Raw genomic sequence first — 19,994 nt, 5'->3', positions numbered from 1 at the left:
TTTGTGTTCGGACAAGTTGTGTTCACGGCTTCGATGTTCGCTCGAGCGCCGCGTAGGCGCCGCGTGAGAGCGAAGCGGTGAACGACAAGCAGTAAGGAAAAAGACGGTGAGCGCACCAACTGCACGGCCCGGGCCCTCGGCTCGCAGGCCAGCGCCCTCGGCCTCCCAGCCGACCCCTGCGGCTGCCGCCGCGACCGGAAACCGCCGCCAGGTCCCGCCCGAGAAGGTGACCGGCGCCCAGTCCGTCGTCCGCTCCCTCGAGGAGCTCGGCGTCGACACGGTATTCGGCATTCCGGGTGGTGCGATTCTCCCCGTCTACGACCCGCTCTTCGACTCCACGCGCGTGCGCCACGTCCTGGTCCGGCACGAGCAGGGCGCCGGACACGCGGCGACCGGTTACGCCCAGGCCACCGGCAAGGTCGGTGTGTGTATGGCCACATCCGGTCCGGGTGCGACCAACCTGGTGACCCCGATCGCGGACGCGCAGATGGATTCGGTGCCACTGGTGGCGATCACCGGCCAGGTCGGCCGCGGCCTGATCGGTACCGACGCCTTCCAGGAAGCCGACATCTCCGGCATCACCATGGCGTGCACCAAGCACAACTTCCTGGTCAACGACGCCATCGACATTCCGCGCATCATCGCCGAGGCATTCCACCTGGCATCGTCGGGCCGTCCGGGCGCGGTGCTGGTCGACATCCCGAAGGATGTGCTGCAGGCGCAGACCACCTTCAGCTGGCCGCCGGAGATGCGGCTGCCCGGCTATCGCCCGGTGACCAAGCCGCACGGCAAGCAGGTGCGCGAGGCGGCCCGGATGATCGCCGAGGCCAAGGCTCCCGTGCTCTACGTCGGCGGCGGCGTGATCAAGGCCGACGCCTCGCCGGAGCTGCTGGAACTGGCCGAGCTGACCGGCATCCCGGTGGTCACCACCCTGATGGCGCGCGGCGCGTTTCCCGACAGCCACACCCTCAACATGGGTATGCCCGGTATGCACGGCACCGTGGGAGCCGTTGCGGCCCTGCAGAAGTCGGACCTGCTGATCACCCTCGGCGCCCGTTTCGACGACCGCGTCACCGGCCAGCTGGATTCCTTCGCCCCGCACGCGAAGGTGATCCACGCCGATATCGACCCGGCCGAGATCGGCAAGAACCGCCACGCCGATGTGCCGATCGTGGGTGACTGCCGTGAGGTCATCACCGAACTGATCGAGACCCTCAAGTCCGATCCGGCCTTCACCAATGCCGAGGCTCCGCTGCTGGATCTGGCGTCCTGGTGGACCTACCTCGACGGTGTGCGCAAGCAGTACCCGCTCGGCTACGGCCCGACCTCCGACGGCTCGCTCTCGCCGGAGTACGTCATCGAGACCCTGGGCCGCCTCGCCGGACCGGATGCGATCTACGTCGCCGGCGTCGGCCAGCACCAGATGTGGGCCGCGCAGTTCGTCAAGTACGAGAAGCCGCGCACCTGGCTCAACTCCGGTGGCCTGGGCACCATGGGCTACGCCGTGCCCGCGGCGATGGGCGCCAAGATGGGCGCGCCGGACAAAGAGGTGTGGGCGGTCGACGGTGACGGCTGCTTCCAGATGACCAACCAGGAGCTCGCGACCTGTGCCGTCGAGGGCGTGCCGATCAAGGTCGCGCTGATCAACAACGGCAACCTGGGCATGGTCCGGCAGTGGCAGACCCTGTTCTACGAGAAGCGCTATTCCAACACCGACCTGGGCACCCACACTCTGCGCATCCCCGATTTCGTGAAGCTCGCCGAAGCGCTGGGCTGCCACGGCATCCGGGTGGAGAAGGAGGAGGACGTCGAGGCCGCCATCCGCGAGGCGCAGTCGATCAACGACCGCCCCGTGGTGATCGACTTCATCGTCGGCAAGGACGCGCAGGTGTGGCCGATGGTCGCCGCCGGCACCTCCAACGACGAGATCATGGCCGCCCGCGGCATCCGCCCGCTGTTCGACGAGGACGAGCAGGCCGCCGAGCCCGCCGTCATCCATGAGGCCATGTCCCACGACAAGGCGACCCTGTCGGCGCACGAACGGGCCTCGCAGAAGGAGACCAACCTGTGAGCACGACCCATACCCTCAGCGTGCTGGTGGAGGACAAACCCGGCGTGCTGGCCCGGGTGGCGAGTCTGTTCTCCCGGCGTGGATTCAACATCGAATCCCTGGCCGTGGGTGGCACCGAAGTTCCGGAGATCTCGCGGATGACCATCGTCGTCACCGTGGAGGATCTGCCGCTGGAGCAGGTGACCAAGCAGCTCAACAAGCTGGTGAACGTCATCAAGATCGTGGAGCAGGACGCCGACGCCTCGGTGGCCCGCGAGCTGATCCTGGTGAAGGTGCGCGCCGACGCCAGCGTGCGCACCCAGGTGATCGAATCGGCCAACCTGTTCCGGGCTAAGGTCATCGACGTGTCGCCCGACGCGCTGACCATCGAGGCGACCGGCACCCGGTCCAAGCTCGAGGCGCTGCTGCGGATGCTGGAACCGTACGGCATCCGTGAGATCGTGCAGTCCGGCGTGGTGGCCGTCGGCCGCGGGCCGAAGTCCATCACCGCGACCCGCTAACACTTATTCAGAAGAATCAACGAAGGGACACAACCACAGTGGCAGTCGAGATGTTCTACGACGACGACGCCGATCTGTCGATCATCCAGGGCCGCAAGGTCGCCGTGATCGGCTACGGCTCCCAGGGCCACGCACACTCGCTGAGCCTGCGTGACTCCGGCGTCGAGGTGCGCATCGGCCTCAAGGAAGGCTCCAAGTCGCGGGCCAAGGCCGAAGAGGCCGGCCTGACCGTCGGCACTCCCGCCGAGGTCTCGGAGTGGGCGGACGTCATCATGCTGCTCGCCCCCGACACCGCGCAGGCGAAGATCTTCACCGAGGACATCGAGCCGAACCTGAAGGACGGCGACGCCCTGTTCTTCGGCCACGGCCTGAACATCCACTTCGGCCTGATCAAGGCTCCGGCCAACGTCACCATCGGCATGGTCGCCCCCAAGGGCCCCGGCCACCTGGTGCGCCGCCAGTTCGTCGACGGCAAGGGCGTCCCGGCCCTGATCGCCATCGACCAGGACCCGAAGGGTGAGGGCCAGGCCCTGGCGCTGTCCTACGCCAAGGGCATCGGCGGCACCCGCGCCGGCGTCATCAAGACCACCTTCAAGGAGGAGACCGAGACCGACCTGTTCGGTGAGCAGGCCGTCCTCTGCGGTGGTACCGAAGAGCTGGTCAAGACCGGTTTCGAGGTCATGGTCGAGGCCGGCTACGCGCCGGAGATGGCCTACTTCGAGGTGCTGCACGAGCTGAAGCTGATCGTCGACCTGATGTACGAGGGCGGCATCGCCCGCATGAACTACTCGGTCTCCGACACCGCCGAGTTCGGTGGTTACCTGTCGGGCCCGCGGGTCATCGACGCCGACACCAAAGAACGGATGCGCGCAATCCTTCGCGACATCCAGGACGGCACCTTCGTCAAGCGCCTGGTCGCCAACGTCGAGGGCGGCAACAAGGAGCTCGAGGGCCTGCGCAAGCAGAACGCCGAGCACCCCATCGAGGTCACCGGCAAGAAGCTGCGCGACCTGATGAGCTGGGTCGACCGGCCGATCACCGAAACCGCGTAAGGTTTCACGCTGCGGAACGACCCGCCGGGCACTCTTGTCCGGCGGGTCGTTGCGTCTGTGCGGTGCTCTGCCCGCGGTGCAATCGGCCGGTGCGTGGGTGACGTTCTACGGCGGCGCCGCATCGCCAGTTCCGGCGCGGTTCGTCGTACTGCCCGCTCAGCTCCCGGCGTCGATGGTGGCCAAGGCCGCCCACAAGACCGGTGAATCCGCCACAGCACCCGTCTCCCGCCAGACGGCAAGCCGCCCCCTTTGCCACTTCGCCAGGGCGGCAACGGGATCGGTCATTTCGTGCCCTTCGTCGACCGCGCAGATTACCTCTTGCAGCGGCGCCGCGTCGGTGGCGCCGGCGAATCGCTGGAATGCCAGATCGGTGGGTAGTGGCCAGCGGGTGGCGGTGACCAGTTCGGCGCCGCCGTGGATCATCGCCGCCACCAACCCCAGCGCTTCGGTGAAGCGCAGATCGCCTCCGCTTTCGCAGGCGATGAGCGCGACTCGGCTCGGGATCGGCCAGAGTTGCGGTCCGGCAACGGGTTCGGGCTCCAAGGTGTGGGTGCCCAGCAGTAGATCCTTGGCCGACAGCGGGCGATGGGTGCGTAGCGGCCGGGCGAAACCGGTGGTGTCGGCGGTGCAGGCGAGGTGCAGTTCGGCGTTCTCGCTCAGACCGGATTCCGGGCGTTCGGCGGTGACGTGGCCGACGTAGACCAGCCGGGCGGCCCCGTCCCGTAGCAGCGTGCCCAGGCGGGACCTATCTAGATCGGTGCGCCGGAATGCGTGTAGCGGATCGTCTACGAGCGGTCGAAGCCGCTGCTGCGCAATGTATTCGGATACTCTCTCGGTAAGTGGCGAGCTGGAGCTCATCCGCCCGAGCACCGATCCGAGTTCCGAATCGGCCCGGAATCCGGGCACGCGCGGATCGAGCACCGCGACCACCGGCAGCTCGCGGTCGTCGGCCCACCTGCGCGCGGTGCGGCCGGGCGCGTGGACGATGCTCGCCGGTGCGAGCAGACTGAGATCCGCGATATCGATCAGCCGCAGGTCCGGATCGGGGGCGATGATCTCCCACGGCACCTGCGCGACTCGCGGCGACGGCTGTAACCGGATATGCGGACGGACACCGCGTACGAGCAGGTCGTGCAGTTGGACCGCTAGGGCCTGGGGGAGCAGTGCGCGGCTGAGTGCCTGCGCCAGTGCGTATTCCGATTCGCGCGCGGCGAAATCCCCTGTGGTGAGCGCTGTTTCGAGACCGCCCGGACGGGTGGGGTCGGGCAGTGCCGCCGCGAGCCGCCGCACCACGGCGTCGATGTCGGCGCCGGGCAGCGCGGCCACGCCGGGGCTCGCGGTATCCCCGACCCAGCGCCACGACATGTACAGGTCGCCCGCGTCGGCCATGCGCACGATCACCGTCGGTTGTGCGCCGGGTGCCGTCTCGCTCATACCGCCAGCACCCGATCCTCCCGGACGGTCCGGCCGTAGCGTTGTTCGGCGGCGGTGATGTACGCATCCAAGGCGATGTGGCCGTCCGGGGACACCGACAGCCGCGGCGGCGGGGCGACGGGCAGTCCGGCCGCCGCGGCGACCTGGGCCAGCGCCGACCCGAGTTGCAGGGAACCGGCGTCGGGAATGTCGAGAGCGGCGTCGGGTGTCGGTACCGGGTCGAACGGAAGCCGCGGCGGTTCACTTCCGATTGCCGCATCGGTGTCGAAAGCTGTTCCAGCACACACAGTCTCGACAAGATCGGCGATCAGGCCGACGTTACCGCACACGTGGGCGAAGCGGAACGCCAGCCGCACGGCGGGTGTGGCGATCTCGCGGTTCCACTGTTCACGCTGGGTCCCGTTGGTGAAGCTGTAGCGCACCGCATCGATGGCCAGGGCGGAGGTGACGGCCAGATCCCGAGCCAGGGCGAGTACCTCCGCGGGCGGCGGCGCGACCATGTCGGCGATGACCGACTCCCACAGCGCGGCATGCCAATAGTCGACCCGCGCGCACTGCAGGCCGAGACCGCGCGCCGCATAGATCTCGTAGGCGGCCGCCAGCTGTGCTTGCCCGTCCCCGACGCGGCCGTGTACGAAATCCAGTGTCGCCAAACGGATTCGAACTCCGGCCGATTCGAGCGCCGCACCGGATTCCTCGAAAGACGTCAGCGCGCGGCGATACAGCTGTTCGACGTGGTCGAGGTCGCCGTGTCGTTCGCCGAGATATGCCGTCAGCTGTAGCCCGAGCCCGGCGCGGTAGCCGAGACCGGCCTGGGCGAAATACTGCTGGCTGGCACGCAGATACGGCTCGGCCTCGTCGGGACGGCCCAACCGGGCGTACATCATCGCGAGCGTCTGCTGGGATTCGGCCGCGCCGTTCCCGTCGCCCGCTGCCTCGAATGCGGTCAGGGCCTGATGGCCGAAGTCGAGTCCGAGCTCACCACGCCCGGACTCGAAGTGGGCGGCAGCGAGATTGGCGAGCGGGTGGCCGCGCAACGGCGGCGCGAATCGCGTGGTGAACTCCAATGATTCGGTGGCCAGCTCGATGGCCCGCGCCCACTGGCTGCGATGCATTGCGACGGCGGTCAGCGAGATCAGGCACGACACCCGCAATGTCGACAACTCGCTGTGGCCGGCGAGAAGATCACGCGCCTGCTCCAGCGCCGTCTGCGCGGCGTCGAGATCGCCCACGTGTTGTAGTGCCTGCGAATAGTTGACGAGTGTGGATGCGCGCTTTGCGGTTGCGTCGTCGGGTATTTCGGTGAGCGCGGCGCGGAATCCGGTGATCGCGCCGGTGTGATCGCCGAGTTCGTCGCGCATACTCGCCGCATTGATCAGGGCGCTGACCCGCACGCCTCCGGTGGTGGTGTGCGCGGCATGCTCGAATATCCGCAGTGCCTCGGTGACGTCGCCGCGAGCGTGGGCCGCGGCGCCCTCGTGGAGCAGTTCGAGGCCGGGAGGAACGGCGTCGGCCATCAGAAGTCCGTATCCGATGCGGCAGCCGCGCTCTCGGCCTCGAGCAGCGGCATGGCCGGCTGGGGCGACCGCAATCGGTCGATCACGAATTCCCTGATCCGCTGCCGTTGCCTCGGCCCGTAAGTGTTCTCCGATGCCGATGTCTCGTCCAGAACCGGCCCCACCCCGGGCACGTAGATATCCACGCGCACAACATTGTCGGCGTCGATCAGCGCCGCACCGACCCAGGTATCGCCGCCGGGCTGCAGCGCGAGATGCGTTGGTACGGAGTCGGTCACGACACGAGCGTGCGGCCACAGATACACCGGCAGACCGGCATCGAGATGCGGAGCCGCCGCCGCGCGCACCTCGACCGACGTGCTCCCGGACTCTCGGGTGAGCCGCCACGAAACGGCGAACTCCGAGGCATCCACCACGCCCGGAGGACACCGGCGCCAGTCCCAGCCCGACGTGCCCGTGGCCAGCACCAATCCGGTGCGCCCGGCGTCGGCGGGACCGGCCGCCAAGGCATAGTCCCGCCGGCGCGCCTCCGCCACATCGAACGGGGGACCCACCGGCGACGGTTGTGCATCGGCCCCGTCGACGATCGATTCGCAGACTTCGGTGAGCGACGCGATATCGCTGCCGAGCACCTCCGGATCGAGCGCGGGAATGCCGTCGATGGTGGAGGCGGGCCACCAGTGCGCGGCCCAGTGCGCATAGCCGAGTTGCCGTGCCGCGTCGGTCAATTCGGGACGCGCGGGCGTCGCGAACAGCTCTCCCGACCGCCCGTCGGTGACAGCGAGCGCGACAGGTTCGCCGTACACGGCCCACAGCCACTGCTGTGCGGTGTCCGGATCGTGCAGCACCGCCGCCGGAGCTGTCCGCTCGGACAGCAAACCCCACGACAGGTGACCGCCGATCACCTCGAGAACCAGCGTATCGAGTCCGGGCATCGCGTCGTGAACGGTGGGAGCACCGGCCGGTGCGACGATCACGGTCTCGTCGTCACGGTGCAGGAATACGGTCTCGGGCATCACCCGGCCCTCGATTCCAGCGAATCGGCCATTGTCGCAAAGGAATTGGCGGTCAGTGCCTTCCGCACCCGGGCTCGGTGATCGAGGATGACCGAGCGGGCGACCCCGTCGAGCAGATCCCACAGCTCGGCTGTCTCCGGCGCGGTCGGCGATATGGACGCGCCGCGAACATCGCGCCCGTGCAGGCGAACCCACAGCCGCCGCAGATACGAACGCCAGGGTCGGCGAAGCTCGGCCGCGATCATGGCGAGTGGATCGGACGGCTCCCCGGTGTCGTGCACGGCGAGCCGGCGTGCCTGCAGTACATAGGCCTCGCGCCGCCACCTCCCGTTGATCGCCCGATGCGCGGCGGTGCTGCGGTGCGGAACGGAACTACCTTGGTGTGCGGAACTTTTCATCTCACGGACGCAGTCGCCGTGGCTCGAGGTCACCGGTTCGCTCGCGGGCGACCGACCGGATCCGGCGACCGGTGCGAGACCCCGTGCCAGTTCCGCTCCCGCTGCCGCTGTCACCCGCATCGATTCGTCGAGCAGCGCCCACGGCGCGCAACTGCGGGCGATCTCCTCGGTCACCAATTCGGGGATCGTGGGCAGGTCCGAGCGCTCGGTGGACGCCTGCAACACCGTGAAGACGCGTTCGTAGATGGTGCGGTCGAACGGCAGTGCCAGCGTCGCGGTCGATGCCCCGGCGCCGAGTGCGGGAGCGACCGGCAGGGGGTGCACAGTCAGGCCCAGCTCCTGTGCTGAATCCGCGGAAGTGTTGTGCCACAGCATAATTCCCGAATGAGTTCCGGCGCGCTCCGTGATCAGGGTGCGCAGTTCCCGGGCGGCGTCACCGGCTCGGCCGGTGGCGCATGAATCGAGTAGTGCGGCGAGGGCGGTGGTGTGGCCGGCGATCGCGGGCGCGCGTTGCGGTCGCCGGCGCCACGCGGTATCGATCAGCGCCGCGAGTTCGCCGGCCGTGGAGCGATCGGTGAGATGGTCCTTCAACGCCTGCGTGGTGCGCCCGGCCGCGAGGTGATGGATGTCGTGCAATGTGGCTGTGGCGGTGGGCCGGTCGCGTACCGGGTCCGGTGCTCCGGACACCGTCGCGAGTTCGAAACAGCGCTGGAAATACAGGTCCTGCGGATTGCCGTCGGTGATGCGCAGTGCCCGTCGGACCTGTTTGAGGAGGGTGAACCACGCCGCGGTCGCCCGCAGGACGTCGGCGGCGGCATGGACGCGGGCCGCGAGCAGCGTGGCGCCGTCCGCGGTGAGTATCGGCCCCGCGCAGGCGGGATGCTGGACAGGCCGGATCACCAGGGGGTCGAGGATCAGTTTCACGGTGCGGCGCAACGGTCCGCCTTGGGCGCCGCTGAGCGCCTCGACGCCCTCGATACCGCGCCACACCTCGTCGAGCACCATGGCGCGCGGTCGTCGCATTCGGTCAGATTAACCGACTGCCGCCCCCGTGGCCGGGCTCGAATACCGCCACCGTGGCCGGGGCTCGAATACCACCACCATGGCCGGGGCTCGAATACCACCACCGTGGCCGGGGCTCGATGCCACCACCGCGGCCTGGGCCCGAACGCCACCACCGCGGCCTGCGCCCGAATGCCGCCGCGCCGGCGCCCGAAAACCTGGGATCGGTAGGCGATGAACCGTTCCTACCTTGTGAACAACGGCCCGATCACAGGGCCGGACTCACCGAGAACGAAGGAACGAACACCATGCGCACCAAGCAGATCCGGATCGCCGCCGCCACCCTCGCCGCCGCCGGCCTGACCCTGGCCCTCGGCGCCTGCGGCGACGACTCCGGCACCGCCGCCCCGGCATCGACCACCGAGGCACCGGCGACCCAGGCCCCGTCGGGCGGTAAGTCGGCGGCCCTCGTGGACGGCAAGGCGCTGAGCGCGAACTTCGACACCACCTGCGCCCAGCGCGGCGGCACCCTCGCGCTGGCCTTGACCGATACCGCCAACCCCACCTACGGACAGCTGAGCGTCAGCGCCACCCTCACCGCACAGGGGGGCACCGTGCAGGCGGTCGCCATCGGCGGTAGCAAGGGCGGCGCCTCCGGTATGCCGTATGCCGTCGGCTTCGGCAACGGCCAGCCCGGCGGCTCGGCCACCGTGACCAAGGACGGCAAGACCTACAAGGTCACCGGGGAGGGTGTCGCCGCCCCGGATATGACCAACCCGATGGCCGGCCCCGCCACCGCGAAGTTCGAGATCACCTTCGCCTGCCCCACCATCGTCAACGGCTGAGCCGGGAGCAACCGTCATGCGCACCACAGTACGTACCGGGGCCGTCGCCTTCGCCGCCCTCGCGGTCGGCGCCTACCTCTGGCACGGCTTCACCTATCGGGCGGACAGCCCATGGGAGCCCGGTTTCGTGGCCTGGCTCAACGGTTTTCTCGCACTGCCGATCATCGCGCTCACCACGGTGGTGATGGTGTTCGCGTTCACCGGTGAGGGCGTGCTGTCGGCGCTCACCGGCCGCAACAGCGCGGAGTTCCGCAACGGCCTGCTCGGTCTCGGGACCGTCAAGTCGGCTCGCGAAACCGGGCTCACCGTCAACGATCAGCCGCAGCTGCGCATCGAGTTCAGTGTCGAGGGCGCCCACGGCGAGGTCTTCGATTCGAGCGCCAAGATGATCGTGCCCCTCGCCGAACTGGCCCTGCTGCGCCCCGGCGTCGTCCTTCCGGTGCGCTACGTGCCCGGACGGACCGACAAGGTGGAGGTCGATCGGTCCGGCGACAGCGCGTCGGCGCAGCAGGCGATGAACGAATCGTTGATTCGCAAGGGAGTGACCACGCGGGCCAAGATCGACATCGCCGGCCGTGGCGTGGCCGCGCAGGCGGTGGTGCAGTCGCTGTCGGTGCCCGGTGAAATCCGCAACGGCTACGCGAAGATCGATCTCCGACTCGCGATCACCCGGCCCGACGGCAGCACCTTCAGCACTCACGCGGAGAAGTTCCTCCCACCGGCCAGCGTCTCGAACGTGCAGGTCGGACGGATCGTGCAGGTGCACTACCTTCCGGAGAACGAGCAGGAGGTGGTCATCGCGATCCCGCTCAACGCATGAACGACACCGGTATGCCGCTCTTCGCAGGACCTGCGCTGCGAAGGGCGGCACTGTCGTGTCGGCGGCAAGCGGATCACGTTGTTCGCCAGATGGTTGCCGCATACGTGTGCCGGGGCAAAACTTGGGGCATGACGAAAACAGTGGCCGACCCCGTTCCCGGCGAACCCCTCTCCACGGGGCGTGCGGTGCGCGCCGCCGTCCCCCGCTCGTCGCTCGGCGAATTCCGCCCCGCCGCCGATCGCGATCCCATCGCGATTCTGGAGCGGCAGGCCGAGACCCGGCTGCCCGACCTGGTCCCGATTCGCTATGCCCGAATGGCGGCGGGGCAGTTCCCGTTCCTGCGCGGCGCTCCCGCGATCATGGCGGCCGACCTCGCCACGATCCCGCACACCGGGTTGACCGTTCAGTTGTGCGGGGACGCGCACCTGTCGAATTTCGGCATCTTCGCCTCAGCGGAACGGTCGCTGGTGTTCGATCTCAACGATTTCGACGAAACCCTGTCCGGCCCGTTCGAATGGGACGTCAAGCGGCTGGTGGCGAGTGTGGCCGTGGCGGCCAGGGAGAAGGGCTACACCGACGAGGAGGCCACCGCGTCCGCCCGGACCGCCGCCACGGCCTACCGGGAATGTATGCGGCGTCTGGCCGGCATGGACTCCCTCGACGTCTGGTACGAGCAGGTGGACGAGGACACGGTGGCGAATATGGTGAGCCGCCCCAAGTTTCGCGAGGGCGTGGACCGCACCTTCGAGGCGGCCCGCAAACGCACCAGCCTCGGCGCGCTGCGCAAACTCACCTACACCGACGCCGAAGGAGCGCTGCGCATCCAGCATCAGCCACCGCTGCTGACACCGGTCGATTACGTCGACGCGCAGACCGTCGAAGAGGTGTTCCTCGCCTACCGGCGGTCGCTGCCCGAGGAGCGGCGGGTGCTGGCCGATCGCTACCGCATCGTCGACTACGCGCACAAGGTGGTCGGCGTGGGCAGCGTCGGCACCCGCTGCTACGTGATCCTGACCGTCGACCGCGACACCGGCGGCCCACTGTTCCTGCAGATGAAGGAAGCCGAGAAGTCGGTGCTCGAGCCGTATCTCGCGCCGAGCCGCTTCCAGCACCAGGGCCACCGCGTCGTCCACGGCCAGCGTCTGCTGCAGACCTCCAGCGACATCTTCCTGGGCTGGGTCTCGGGCCCGTACGACCGGAACTACTACTTCCGGCAGCTGCGCGATATGAAGGGCGCCGCCGACATCACCCAGCTGTCGAAGGCCGCCCTGCGCGACTACGCCGGAATCTGCGGCCACACCCTCGCCCGCGCCCACGCCCGTTCGGGCGACCGCATCGCCATCGCCGACTACCTCGGCGGGGGAGAGGCCTTCGACAAGGCGATGACGCAATTCGCCCTGACCTATGCCGATCAGACCGCCGCCGACCATCGAGAACTGTTGCGCGCCATCGACTCCGGACGGGTGCGAGCGGCGGCGAATCCGTATTGAGACGGCGCGCCCGGCTGTGTTGATCGGGGGTTGTTCGAGGTCCCAGCGCGGCCGACGTGGGCCGTCGGTGTGTGTTTCGCCTGGGAAGCCGGTTACTCGCCCGTATGGCATGTGGCCTCTACTGTGCTCCAGGACAACGGTGTCAGCGAATCGACCGCATATCCCCGAACGGAATTGTCGCTGTGCCCGACACACTCACCGCTCCCGCGCCCGCCGCCCACTCGATCGGATCTCGCGCCGAGGTCATCCACCGCTTCCTGGTCAAACCCGCCGACGCCGGCATCGTCGGCACGGTGGACGGCGGCAAGCTGCTCGAATGGATCGACAAGGTCGCCTACGCGGGCGCTGCCCAGTGGAGCGGTCATTACTGCGTCACCGCCTATGTCGGCAATATCCACCTCGACCGTCCCATCGAGGTCGGCGAGTTGGTGGAATTGCACGCCAACCTGGTTCACACCGGCCGCACGAGCATGCACATCCTGGTCACCGTCTATTCGACCGACCCGACCCGTGTGAAGCCGGTCCAGAGCGCCCAATGCCTGACCATCTTCGTCGCCGTCGACGACGAGCGCCGCACGGTCGAAGTGCCGCAATGGCATCCGACGACCGCTCTGGAATTGCGGCGGCACCGGCAGGCGAAGGTCAGGATCGCCGTCCGCAAGGAAATCGAAGCCGCGATGGCCGCCCAGCGCTACACGGCGGAAGGCACAGCGCCCAGCGCGACCCTGCGCTTCCTCGCCGCCCCCTCCGACATCAACTGGGGCGGCAAGGTCCACGGCGGCCGCACCATGCAGTGGATCGACGAGGCGGCCTACGTCTGCGGCGCGAAGTGGGCCGGCCAGCACGTCCTGACCTCGTACTTCGGCGGCATCCGCTTCTACCGCCCGATCGTCATCGGCCACGCCGTGGAGGCGACGGCCCGGCTGATCCACACCGGCCCCCGCAGCATGCACATCAGCGTGCACGTCACCTCCACCGACCCGCATTCCGGCGAACCGGAGCTGGCGGCCCACGGATTGGCCGTGGTCGTGGCCCTGGACCCGGACGCCAAAGCGCGCTCGATCCGGCAGTGGATCCCGGCCTCCGACGAGGACATCGCCCTGGACGCCCACGCCCGCCACCTGATCGGATTACGTTCGCTGGTAGAGGATTTCACGCCCGCCGATGCGGTTCCGGAGGACGCCGAGCCGAACCATTTCCGGATCACGCCGAGTCGCTGCTGAGTCCGGGAACGCCGATGCGGTAGCCCGCGGTGGCGTCGCTCATCCTGAACTTTCCGTGCGAACCTCCGCGACAATGGCGGAAACCTCGGACGTCGCCCAACCGCCGGTGAGAACCTCGCTCTCAGGCGCTCGTAGTGACTGGTCGCCGCCGATTCACAATGGGCGCCAACGGAACTCGTCCCCGTCCCGGAACGCTCCGAACGATTCCGCGAGCTCTCCGGTAGCGCTGCACATCACCTGCGTCCGGTTCTCGATGTCGAGAGCGTGGCGCAGGCTCGGCGCATCCACCGTCTGCCACATCGTCTCCTTGGTCATCCACACCGCGAGCGGGGAGTGGGCGGCGATCTCCTCGGCCTTGGCGATCGCCCGGTCCAGCAGCTCGTCCTCGTCGACGACCTCGAGGACGAGCCCGATCCGCTCGGCCTCGTCGGCGTCGAAAACCCTTCCGGTGAGCAGCAATTCAGCCGACCGGGACGCACCCACCAATCGTGGCAGGTGATAGCTGGTACCCATATCGCAGGCCGAGATCCCGTGCCGGATGAACACCGCACCGAAGCGGGCACTACGACTCGCGTACCGGATATCGCAGGCCAGCGCCAGCGCGAACCCACCACCGACCGCGGCCCCGTGCACCGCCGCGATCACCGGCTGCCGCAACCGATGGATCTTCTCGAACGCCGAGGCCATCAATTCCTGGCTCGCATAGATCCGTGCGACCGGCGACTGCACCGCACCGAGCAGCGCCGCGGTGGGACTCGCATCGGTGGCAGTGAAATCTTCGGGCTTCGACTTCAGATCGGCACCGGAGGAGAACCCGGCCCCCGCACCGGTGATGACCAGCGCCCGCACCTCCGGCTTCCCGTTGATCTCGTCGAGCACCCGATGCAATTCGGCGACCGTCTGATTGTCCAGCGCATTGCGCCGGTGCGGCCGGTCGATGGTCAACACCACGACACCCGAGGGCCGGTATTCGATATTCAGCGCGGACATGCCTGCCTCCTCCTCAGCGCGGAACGGTGCCACCGTCGATGACGAACGTCTGTCCGGTAATGAAACTGCCTGCGTCCGAACACAACAGCAGTGCGGGCCCGACCAGCTCGTCCGGCTCACCGAGCCGCCGCAGCAATGGTGCCGCGGCCATCGCGTCCACCACTTCCTGCGGATTGTTGCGCACCATATCGGTATCGACCGCTCCCGGAGCGATGGCATTGACGCGAATCCCGTCGCCGGCGAATTCGGCGGCCATCGAGCGAGTGAACGACAGCAACGCCGCCTTCCCCGCCGAATACATCGCCAGTCCGCCGGAGAACCCGAACGCCCCGATCGACGCGAAATTCAACACCGCCGCATGCTTGCTCGCCCGCAGATACGGCAACGCCGCCTGCACCAGGAACAACGGCCCCTGCACATTCACCGCGAACGACTTGTCCACCGCCGCCTTCTGCATGACTTCCAACGGCTGGGCCAGCGCATTCGCGGCGTTGTTGATCACGATGTCGACCCCGCCGAACGTCTCCACCGTCTTCGCGACCAACGCCTGCAACGCGTCGATCTCCCCGAGATGAGTCGGCACCCCGAGAGCCTCGACCTCCAACTCCCGCAACCGCTCCGCCGCCTTCTCACAAGCCTCCGGCTTCCGACTGGCCACAACAACATTCGCCCCCGCACACGCCAACCCCTCGGCCAGTGCCAGCCCGATACCCCGAGTGCCCCCGGTGACGATCGCGGTCCGCCCGCTGAGGTCGAAGAGTTTCTGGAATGAGTCGCGGTCCACGGGATGAGCCTCTCTGCTGGTGTCGCTCTGCCGAGCAGAACTGACAACGGTCGCAGTCAGTTCTATCAGGCGAGTCGCGCGGTGTGTTCCGAACGAGAGGGCTCGCCGCCCAGGACCACGTTCTCGCCCTGTCGGCCCCCGTCCGAGTTTCCGGGCACCTTCGGCAGACCGACGTCGGGCGACTCGCGCCCGCGGAGTTGTCGGTGGGCTCGGCAATACTGATCGTGGGGTGAGGCGGGAGGACTCGACATGAACTTCGTAATTACACTCGTGGTCTCGGTGATCGCGTCGGTGAGCTTTAAAGATGTTGTGGCACAACGGGTCACCGAAGCGTACAGCGATTTGAAGCGGTTGCTCGCCGACAGATATCCGGACGTCGACGTTTCGGCGCTGGAGCGCAAGCCGGATTCCGAAGCCAAGAAGGCGTCGCTGGCCGAAGATCTCGGCGACGCCGGTGCGTCGGATGATCGTGCGTTGGCGTCAGCGGCCCTGCGCGTTCTGCGCGCGGTGCACGGGTCGGAGGCGGCGCCCCCGCAACTTCCGGGTACAGCGCTCGCCGGAGCAGAGGAGTCGGCAGCATCCGATGCCGCCGCTCTGTTCGCGCGGGCCGTCGCGGCTGAAGACGCGGGGCATGTAGAGGAGGCAGAAGCCCTGTACCGATGCGCCGCCGACAATGAGCACCCCGGTGCGATGAACAACCTCGGGCTACTTCTGGACGATACGGGTCGGGCGTCCGAGGCCGAGGCGTGGTTTCGCCGCGCCGCCGACCTCGGGAACGCCAACGCCATGTCGAACCTGGGGGTGGGGTTGCGTGATGCCGGGCAGATGTCGGATGCCGAGAGGTGGTTTCGCCGCGCCGCAGACCTCGGCCACGTGATGGCGATGAACAACCTTGCACTACTCCTCGAGGCGACGGAACGTCCGGAATGTGCCGAGGAGTGGTTCCGCAAGGCCGCCGACGCCGGGCACACCGGCGCGATGACCACGCTGGGAGTTCTGCTGGAGAAGCGGGGACAGGTCGAGGAAGGCGAGGCCTGGTACCGCCGAGCCGCCGACATCGGCGAGCCCATAGCGATGTTCAACCTGGGGTTGCTTCTGGAGGACGCCGGCAAGGTCGAGCCGGCCGAACTGTGGATGCGCCGCGCCGCCGACGCCGGCCACGCCGCTGCCATGTTCAACCTGGGCGTGCTCGCGGCCGACTCGGGCCGGACGCAAGAGGCAGAAATCTGGTGGCGCAAGGCCGCCGACGCCGGGCACCCCAAGGCGATGTTCAACCTGGCGATCACATTGGAGGAGGCGGGTAGGTCGGAGGACGCCGCAACCTGGTTTCGGCGGGCCGGTGAAGCCGGACATCCGGCCTCGATGTTCAATCTGGCCTGCACATTGCAGCAGGCGGGCAGGCAAGGAGAGGCCGAGACCTGGTATCGAAAGGCCGCTGATGCCGGGAACGTGTCCGCGATGTTCAACCTGGGCTCGTTACTCGAAGCCTCTGGCGAGGTAGGGGTGGCCGAGTCGTGGTACCGCAAAGCCGCCGAGGCGGGCAAAGCCGTTGCGATGACCAACCTGGGCGCACTGCTGATGGAATCGGACCGGCCCGAGGAGGCCGAGTGGTGGTACCGCAAAGCCGCCGAGGCGGGACGCCCCGTCGCGATGTGCGGCTTGGCCGTAGCGATGGAAAAGACCGGCCGTATGACGGAAGCCGAAACGTGGTACCGCCGCGCCGCCGAGTCCGGTCATCCCGGAGCGATGTTTCTCCTCGGCGGCATCCTCGAGCATCGAGGACGAACCGACGAGGCCGAAACCTGGTGGCGCAGAGCGGCCGACGCCGGCCACCCCGCGGCGATGTCCGGCCTGGCCTACCTACTCGCGATGGCCGGCCGTGTCGACGCGGCCGAAACGTGGAGACGCAGAGCCGCCGCCGCGGGCGAGCCAGGCTCTACTCCCGTGCGGTGACGAGCCCCATTCCGTTTGGCATCGCCTGAGCAGAACAGCAGCCCGGAGCGGCAGCCCCCTGGTCTACGGTGGATACCGGCCATTCCACTCCGCACCCGGGAGGTGTCCTTGCGCTCCACCCGCATACTGCCGGTCCTGCTCGTCCTGGTCGCCGCAGCACTCCTGCTGCCCACGCGCGCAAGCGCCGACGCCGCCATCGACGACACCACATCGCACCGCATCGACGAACTCGTCGCATTGCGCGCCGGCGCGACCGGAGCGAGCAAAGGCGAACTCCTGGACCTGCTGTCCCGACAATTCCTGGGCACCCCCTACGCCGCGAACACCCTCATCGGCTCGGCAACCCAGCCCGAACAACTCGTCGCCGACTTCCGCCAGGTGGACTGCTTCACCTTCCTCGACTACGTAGAAGCCCTGAGCCGAACCACCGACCGAAACCGCTTCGAAGCCAACCTGATCGACACCCGCTACGCCGCCGCCCAAGTCGACTACACCCACCGCAAACACTTCTTCACCGACTGGGCGCAAGTCGCCGACACCGCCGCCACAGACATCACCGCGAGTTTGTCGCCCGCCGCAGCCACCGTTCCGAAACACCTCAACGCACAGGGTGACGGCGGCGTCTATCTACCGGGCATCCCAGTTGTCGACCGCGACATCACCTACATCCCCAGTGCCTCGGTAGACCAGAGTGTCATCAACGGCCTACGAACCGGCGACTACATCGGCGCCTACGCCGACCAGCCCGGACTGGACGTCACCCATGTCGGAATCCTCATCACCACGCCGAGCGGCCCAGTCTTCCGAAACGCGTCGTCCCTCGCCGCCAACCGCAAGGTTGTGGACACCCCGCTGGCCGAGTATTTGCAGAGTGTCCCGGGCATTGTGGTGTTGCGCCCGCGCATCGCATAGAGCTCAGGTCCCACGCGTGCCTCGCGAACTCCATCGGGGCGCAGACAGCCCGATGGCGTTTGCCGCCGAGGAATCATCGCGAGTCTCCGGTGCTTCGGCAGCCGAAACGCATTACGCAACAACGAAACGAACTTGGCGCCCACCTCTGCGCAATACACATGGTGGCTGACGCTATGCTTGGACAGCTGATGCATCGATATGTCGCAATAATGCACGTACGTCCGCGGCGTCCATGCCGACGCCGGCTGCCGGTTCCTCTTGCAGATCCGCAAGTTGTTGGACGCCAGGGTCATCGAGGATGCGCCCCATGAATTCCAATTTCTGCTCGAGCCGCATGCTGACCACCTCGTCCACGGTGCCGCGAGTCGCGAGTACGGTGACCCTGGTTTCGGTGCCTGGCGCCAGGCCGAGCCGGTGAATGCGATCCAGGCTCTGCAGAAACCGCCCGGCCATGAAATCACGGTCGACATATACGGCGTCGTGACAGACCTGATGAAGGCTGATCCCCTCGCCGAGTGTCGCGGGGTTGGAGATCAGGACGTGGCAGTCGGGATCTTGGCGGAACCGGCGCAGTTGCTCGTCGCGATCGGGTGTTCCGCCGTGAACCATCGCTGGGTTGTAGCCCTCTAGCAACCTGTCCAGTGTCGTGAGGCTGCGAACGAATGTGGTCCACACCAATGTCTTTCGACCTGCAGCGACATTGTCGGCAACGATCTTTGCAGTCTCTTGGTATTTCGGGGAAAGCTCCAGGCTTGGAAGCTTCTGTAGGAGCTCGAACAGTGAATCGCCAGGAGGCGGGTCCAACGGCGGCAGTTGATATTCCAGTGGCTCATATGGGCTGGCCCCCTCGAGCAGCAAGGCGGGACTGATGGCAGCCATCAGCAGGCGCAGCATCGCGCGACCGAGCGCCTCGATACTACTGCGTGAGCTTTCTGCGCGAGCGGAGAAGTTGCCTTTGAGCGCCTGGTAGACCTCGGCGTGAACAGGGGGCATCTCCAAGTAACGGACCTTAGGTTCGAACGGCGGTAGCCCAAGCTCGTGCTTGGTTGTGCGAGTGAAGAGAGGACGTAGCACAGTGCTTGCATGCGCCAGATCGCCGCCGGCGACAGCCTCGGTGACTGCCCTTTTGCCGTGGCCAGGCCAGACGAACGATAGAAGACTCTCCAAGTCTCGTGCCCCGTTCGGAGCGGGCGTACCAGTCAGGATAAGCCGTCTGGCTGCCAGGGGGCCCAATGCCAAGCAAGCTGCCCCGTAGGTGCCGCGAGCCCCGAGCTTCATACGATGGGCCTCATCCAGCACAATCATCGACGGTCCCGCCTTCAGCCAGTCCGCCAATGTACTCAGCGATCGGTCCAGCCGCTCATAGTTCGCGATTCGCAGCTCTGCGAGCGGATGCGTGGACTGACCCAGCACATCTGCAACCAGCGGCTCCTCGAAACAGACCGAACTTTCGTACTGCCATGCTTCGTAGGCCGATTTGGGTCCAATTACCAAGAGCCGCTTTGCTTCTCCGCGGTTGCGCATCGCGGCATACACCGCGAGTGCGACGCGGGTTTTACCTGCACCGGGGACGCTGAAGTTGGCGCCGTGGCGCAGGGAAAGGAGTTTGGCGATATCGCGCTGCTGGAATGAGGTCAGATCGGCGATCCAGTCCGAACCCAGCAAACTGTAGACATCGGAAGGCCGTACATCCTCGGCTGTGCCGCCGGGAACCGTGTCCTGAAGCGAGCGGTCCACTGATTCCGCGTCGTCGAGCACGCCGTTGACCAGGGCTGCAAGGTCTGCCCCCCAGTCGACGTCTGGATGTGGCCAACTGGCGAGTTGATCGAGATTGACCAAGAAGTCGTCGAGATCAATTTCCGCTGACAGTGGGCCATTCCGGCCATTGGCAGACATTCGGGCTGACAATTGCGCGAAGTCGCGCTGAAAAGCTGGGGTCGTGTGAAGCTCCACATGAGTACGGTTTGCCGCAAGCCCCAGTCGGAGC

At 67.3% G+C, this 19,994-nt stretch carries 16 protein-coding genes; 9 read left to right on the top strand and 7 right to left on the bottom strand.

Translation table 11 applies throughout. From position 1 onward, the window contains the following. The first annotated feature begins 106 nt into the window (after nt 1-106). The 3 genes from NMI01S_RS23105 to ilvC are packed head-to-tail and all read left to right on the top strand — an operon-like array spanning nt 107 to nt 3,623. Complete coding sequence (locus NMI01S_RS23105) at nt 107-2,071, top strand: acetolactate synthase large subunit (RefSeq protein WP_063000389.1); 1,965 nt, start codon at nt 107-109, stop codon at nt 2,069-2,071. Continuing rightward, complete coding sequence (gene ilvN / locus NMI01S_RS23100; RefSeq protein WP_036503889.1) at nt 2,068-2,571, top strand: acetolactate synthase small subunit; 504 nt, start codon at nt 2,068-2,070, stop codon at nt 2,569-2,571. The genes NMI01S_RS23105 and ilvN overlap by 4 nt, the downstream gene beginning before the upstream one ends. 50 nt (nt 2,572-2,621) lie before the next feature. After that, a complete protein-coding gene (ilvC, locus tag NMI01S_RS23095; protein ID WP_174554569.1) occupies nt 2,622-3,623 on the top strand; it encodes a ketol-acid reductoisomerase in 1,002 nt (333 codons plus the stop codon). 156 nt (nt 3,624-3,779) lie between these two features. On the opposite strand, the gene NMI01S_RS23090 is transcribed toward ilvC, so the two are convergent. The 4 genes from NMI01S_RS23090 to NMI01S_RS23075 are packed head-to-tail and all read right to left on the bottom strand — an operon-like array spanning nt 3,780 to nt 8,993. Continuing rightward, nucleotides 3,780-5,057, bottom strand: coding sequence for a CHAT domain-containing protein (locus NMI01S_RS23090; RefSeq protein WP_063000385.1), 1,278 nt, complete (start codon nt 5,055-5,057; stop codon nt 3,780-3,782). Next, complete coding sequence (locus NMI01S_RS23085) at nt 5,054-6,574, bottom strand: tetratricopeptide repeat protein (protein ID WP_063000383.1); 1,521 nt, start codon at nt 6,572-6,574, stop codon at nt 5,054-5,056. The genes NMI01S_RS23090 and NMI01S_RS23085 overlap by 4 nt, the downstream gene beginning before the upstream one ends. Beyond that, on the bottom strand, nt 6,574-7,590 hold the full coding sequence (locus tag NMI01S_RS23080) for a hypothetical protein (protein WP_063000381.1): 1,017 nt from the start codon (nt 7,588-7,590) through the stop codon (nt 6,574-6,576). Before NMI01S_RS23080 ends, NMI01S_RS23085 begins: the two co-directional genes overlap by 1 nt. Continuing rightward, nucleotides 7,590-8,993 carry a hypothetical protein gene (locus NMI01S_RS23075; protein WP_063000379.1) on the bottom strand — a complete coding sequence of 468 codons (1,404 nt, stop codon included), beginning with the start codon at nt 8,991-8,993 and terminating at the stop codon, nt 7,590-7,592. The genes NMI01S_RS23080 and NMI01S_RS23075 overlap by 1 nt, the downstream gene beginning before the upstream one ends. A gap of 305 nt (nt 8,994-9,298) precedes the next feature. Between NMI01S_RS23075 and NMI01S_RS23070 the strand changes: the two genes are divergently transcribed. The 4 genes from NMI01S_RS23070 (at nt 9,299) to NMI01S_RS23055 (ending at nt 13,368) form a co-directional block, all read left to right on the top strand. After that, on the top strand, nt 9,299-9,835 hold the full coding sequence (locus NMI01S_RS23070; protein WP_063000377.1) for a lipoprotein LpqH: 537 nt from the start codon (nt 9,299-9,301) through the stop codon (nt 9,833-9,835). A gap of 16 nt (nt 9,836-9,851) precedes the next feature. Next, the gene (locus NMI01S_RS23065; RefSeq protein ID WP_063000376.1) at nt 9,852-10,655 is read left to right on the top strand and encodes a hypothetical protein; all 804 of its coding nucleotides are present in this window, start codon (nt 9,852-9,854) and stop codon (nt 10,653-10,655) included. A gap of 128 nt (nt 10,656-10,783) precedes the next feature. Then, nucleotides 10,784-12,145 (top strand): DUF2252 domain-containing protein, encoded by a 1,362-nt coding sequence (locus NMI01S_RS23060; protein WP_063000374.1) that lies wholly within the window; start codon nt 10,784-10,786, stop codon nt 12,143-12,145. Between the two features lie 224 nt (nt 12,146-12,369). After that, the gene (locus NMI01S_RS23055; RefSeq protein ID WP_245717005.1) at nt 12,370-13,368 is read left to right on the top strand and encodes an acyl-CoA thioesterase; all 999 of its coding nucleotides are present in this window, start codon (nt 12,370-12,372) and stop codon (nt 13,366-13,368) included. A 153-nt stretch (nt 13,369-13,521) separates the two neighbouring features. Here the strand turns inward: NMI01S_RS23055 and NMI01S_RS23050 are convergent, their stop codons facing one another. After that, entirely contained in the window at nt 13,522-14,358 is an 837-nt protein-coding gene (locus tag NMI01S_RS23050) for an enoyl-CoA hydratase/isomerase family protein (RefSeq protein ID WP_063000372.1), read from the bottom strand. A 13-nt stretch (nt 14,359-14,371) separates the two neighbouring features. Next, on the bottom strand, nt 14,372-15,142 hold the full coding sequence (locus tag NMI01S_RS23045) for an SDR family NAD(P)-dependent oxidoreductase (protein ID WP_063000370.1): 771 nt from the start codon (nt 15,140-15,142) through the stop codon (nt 14,372-14,374). Between the two features lie 249 nt (nt 15,143-15,391). Here NMI01S_RS23045 and NMI01S_RS23040 point away from each other — a divergent pair, with 249 nt between their 5' ends. Both NMI01S_RS23040 and NMI01S_RS23035 read left to right on the top strand, forming a co-directional pair. Then, nucleotides 15,392-17,095, top strand: coding sequence for a tetratricopeptide repeat protein (locus NMI01S_RS23040; RefSeq protein WP_084513186.1), 1,704 nt, complete (start codon nt 15,392-15,394; stop codon nt 17,093-17,095). Nucleotides 17,096-17,203: 108 nt separating this feature from the next. Continuing rightward, nucleotides 17,204-18,007 carry a DUF1460 domain-containing protein gene (locus NMI01S_RS23035; protein WP_063000988.1) on the top strand — a complete coding sequence of 268 codons (804 nt, stop codon included), beginning with the start codon at nt 17,204-17,206 and terminating at the stop codon, nt 18,005-18,007. A 171-nt stretch (nt 18,008-18,178) separates the two neighbouring features. Here NMI01S_RS23035 and NMI01S_RS23030 read toward each other — a convergent pair whose 3' ends face one another. Then, on the bottom strand, nt 18,179-19,960 hold the full coding sequence (locus NMI01S_RS23030) for a DEAD/DEAH box helicase (RefSeq protein WP_245716987.1): 1,782 nt from the start codon (nt 19,958-19,960) through the stop codon (nt 18,179-18,181). Nucleotides 19,961-19,994: the final 34 nt, after the last annotated feature.

It is taken from the genome of Nocardia mikamii NBRC 108933, from assembly GCF_001613505.1.
GTDB lineage: Bacteria > Actinomycetota > Actinomycetes > Mycobacteriales > Mycobacteriaceae > Nocardia > Nocardia mikamii.
The sequence above is the reverse complement of the archived record's forward strand: the minus strand, read 5'-3'. Positions and strand labels throughout refer to the sequence as shown.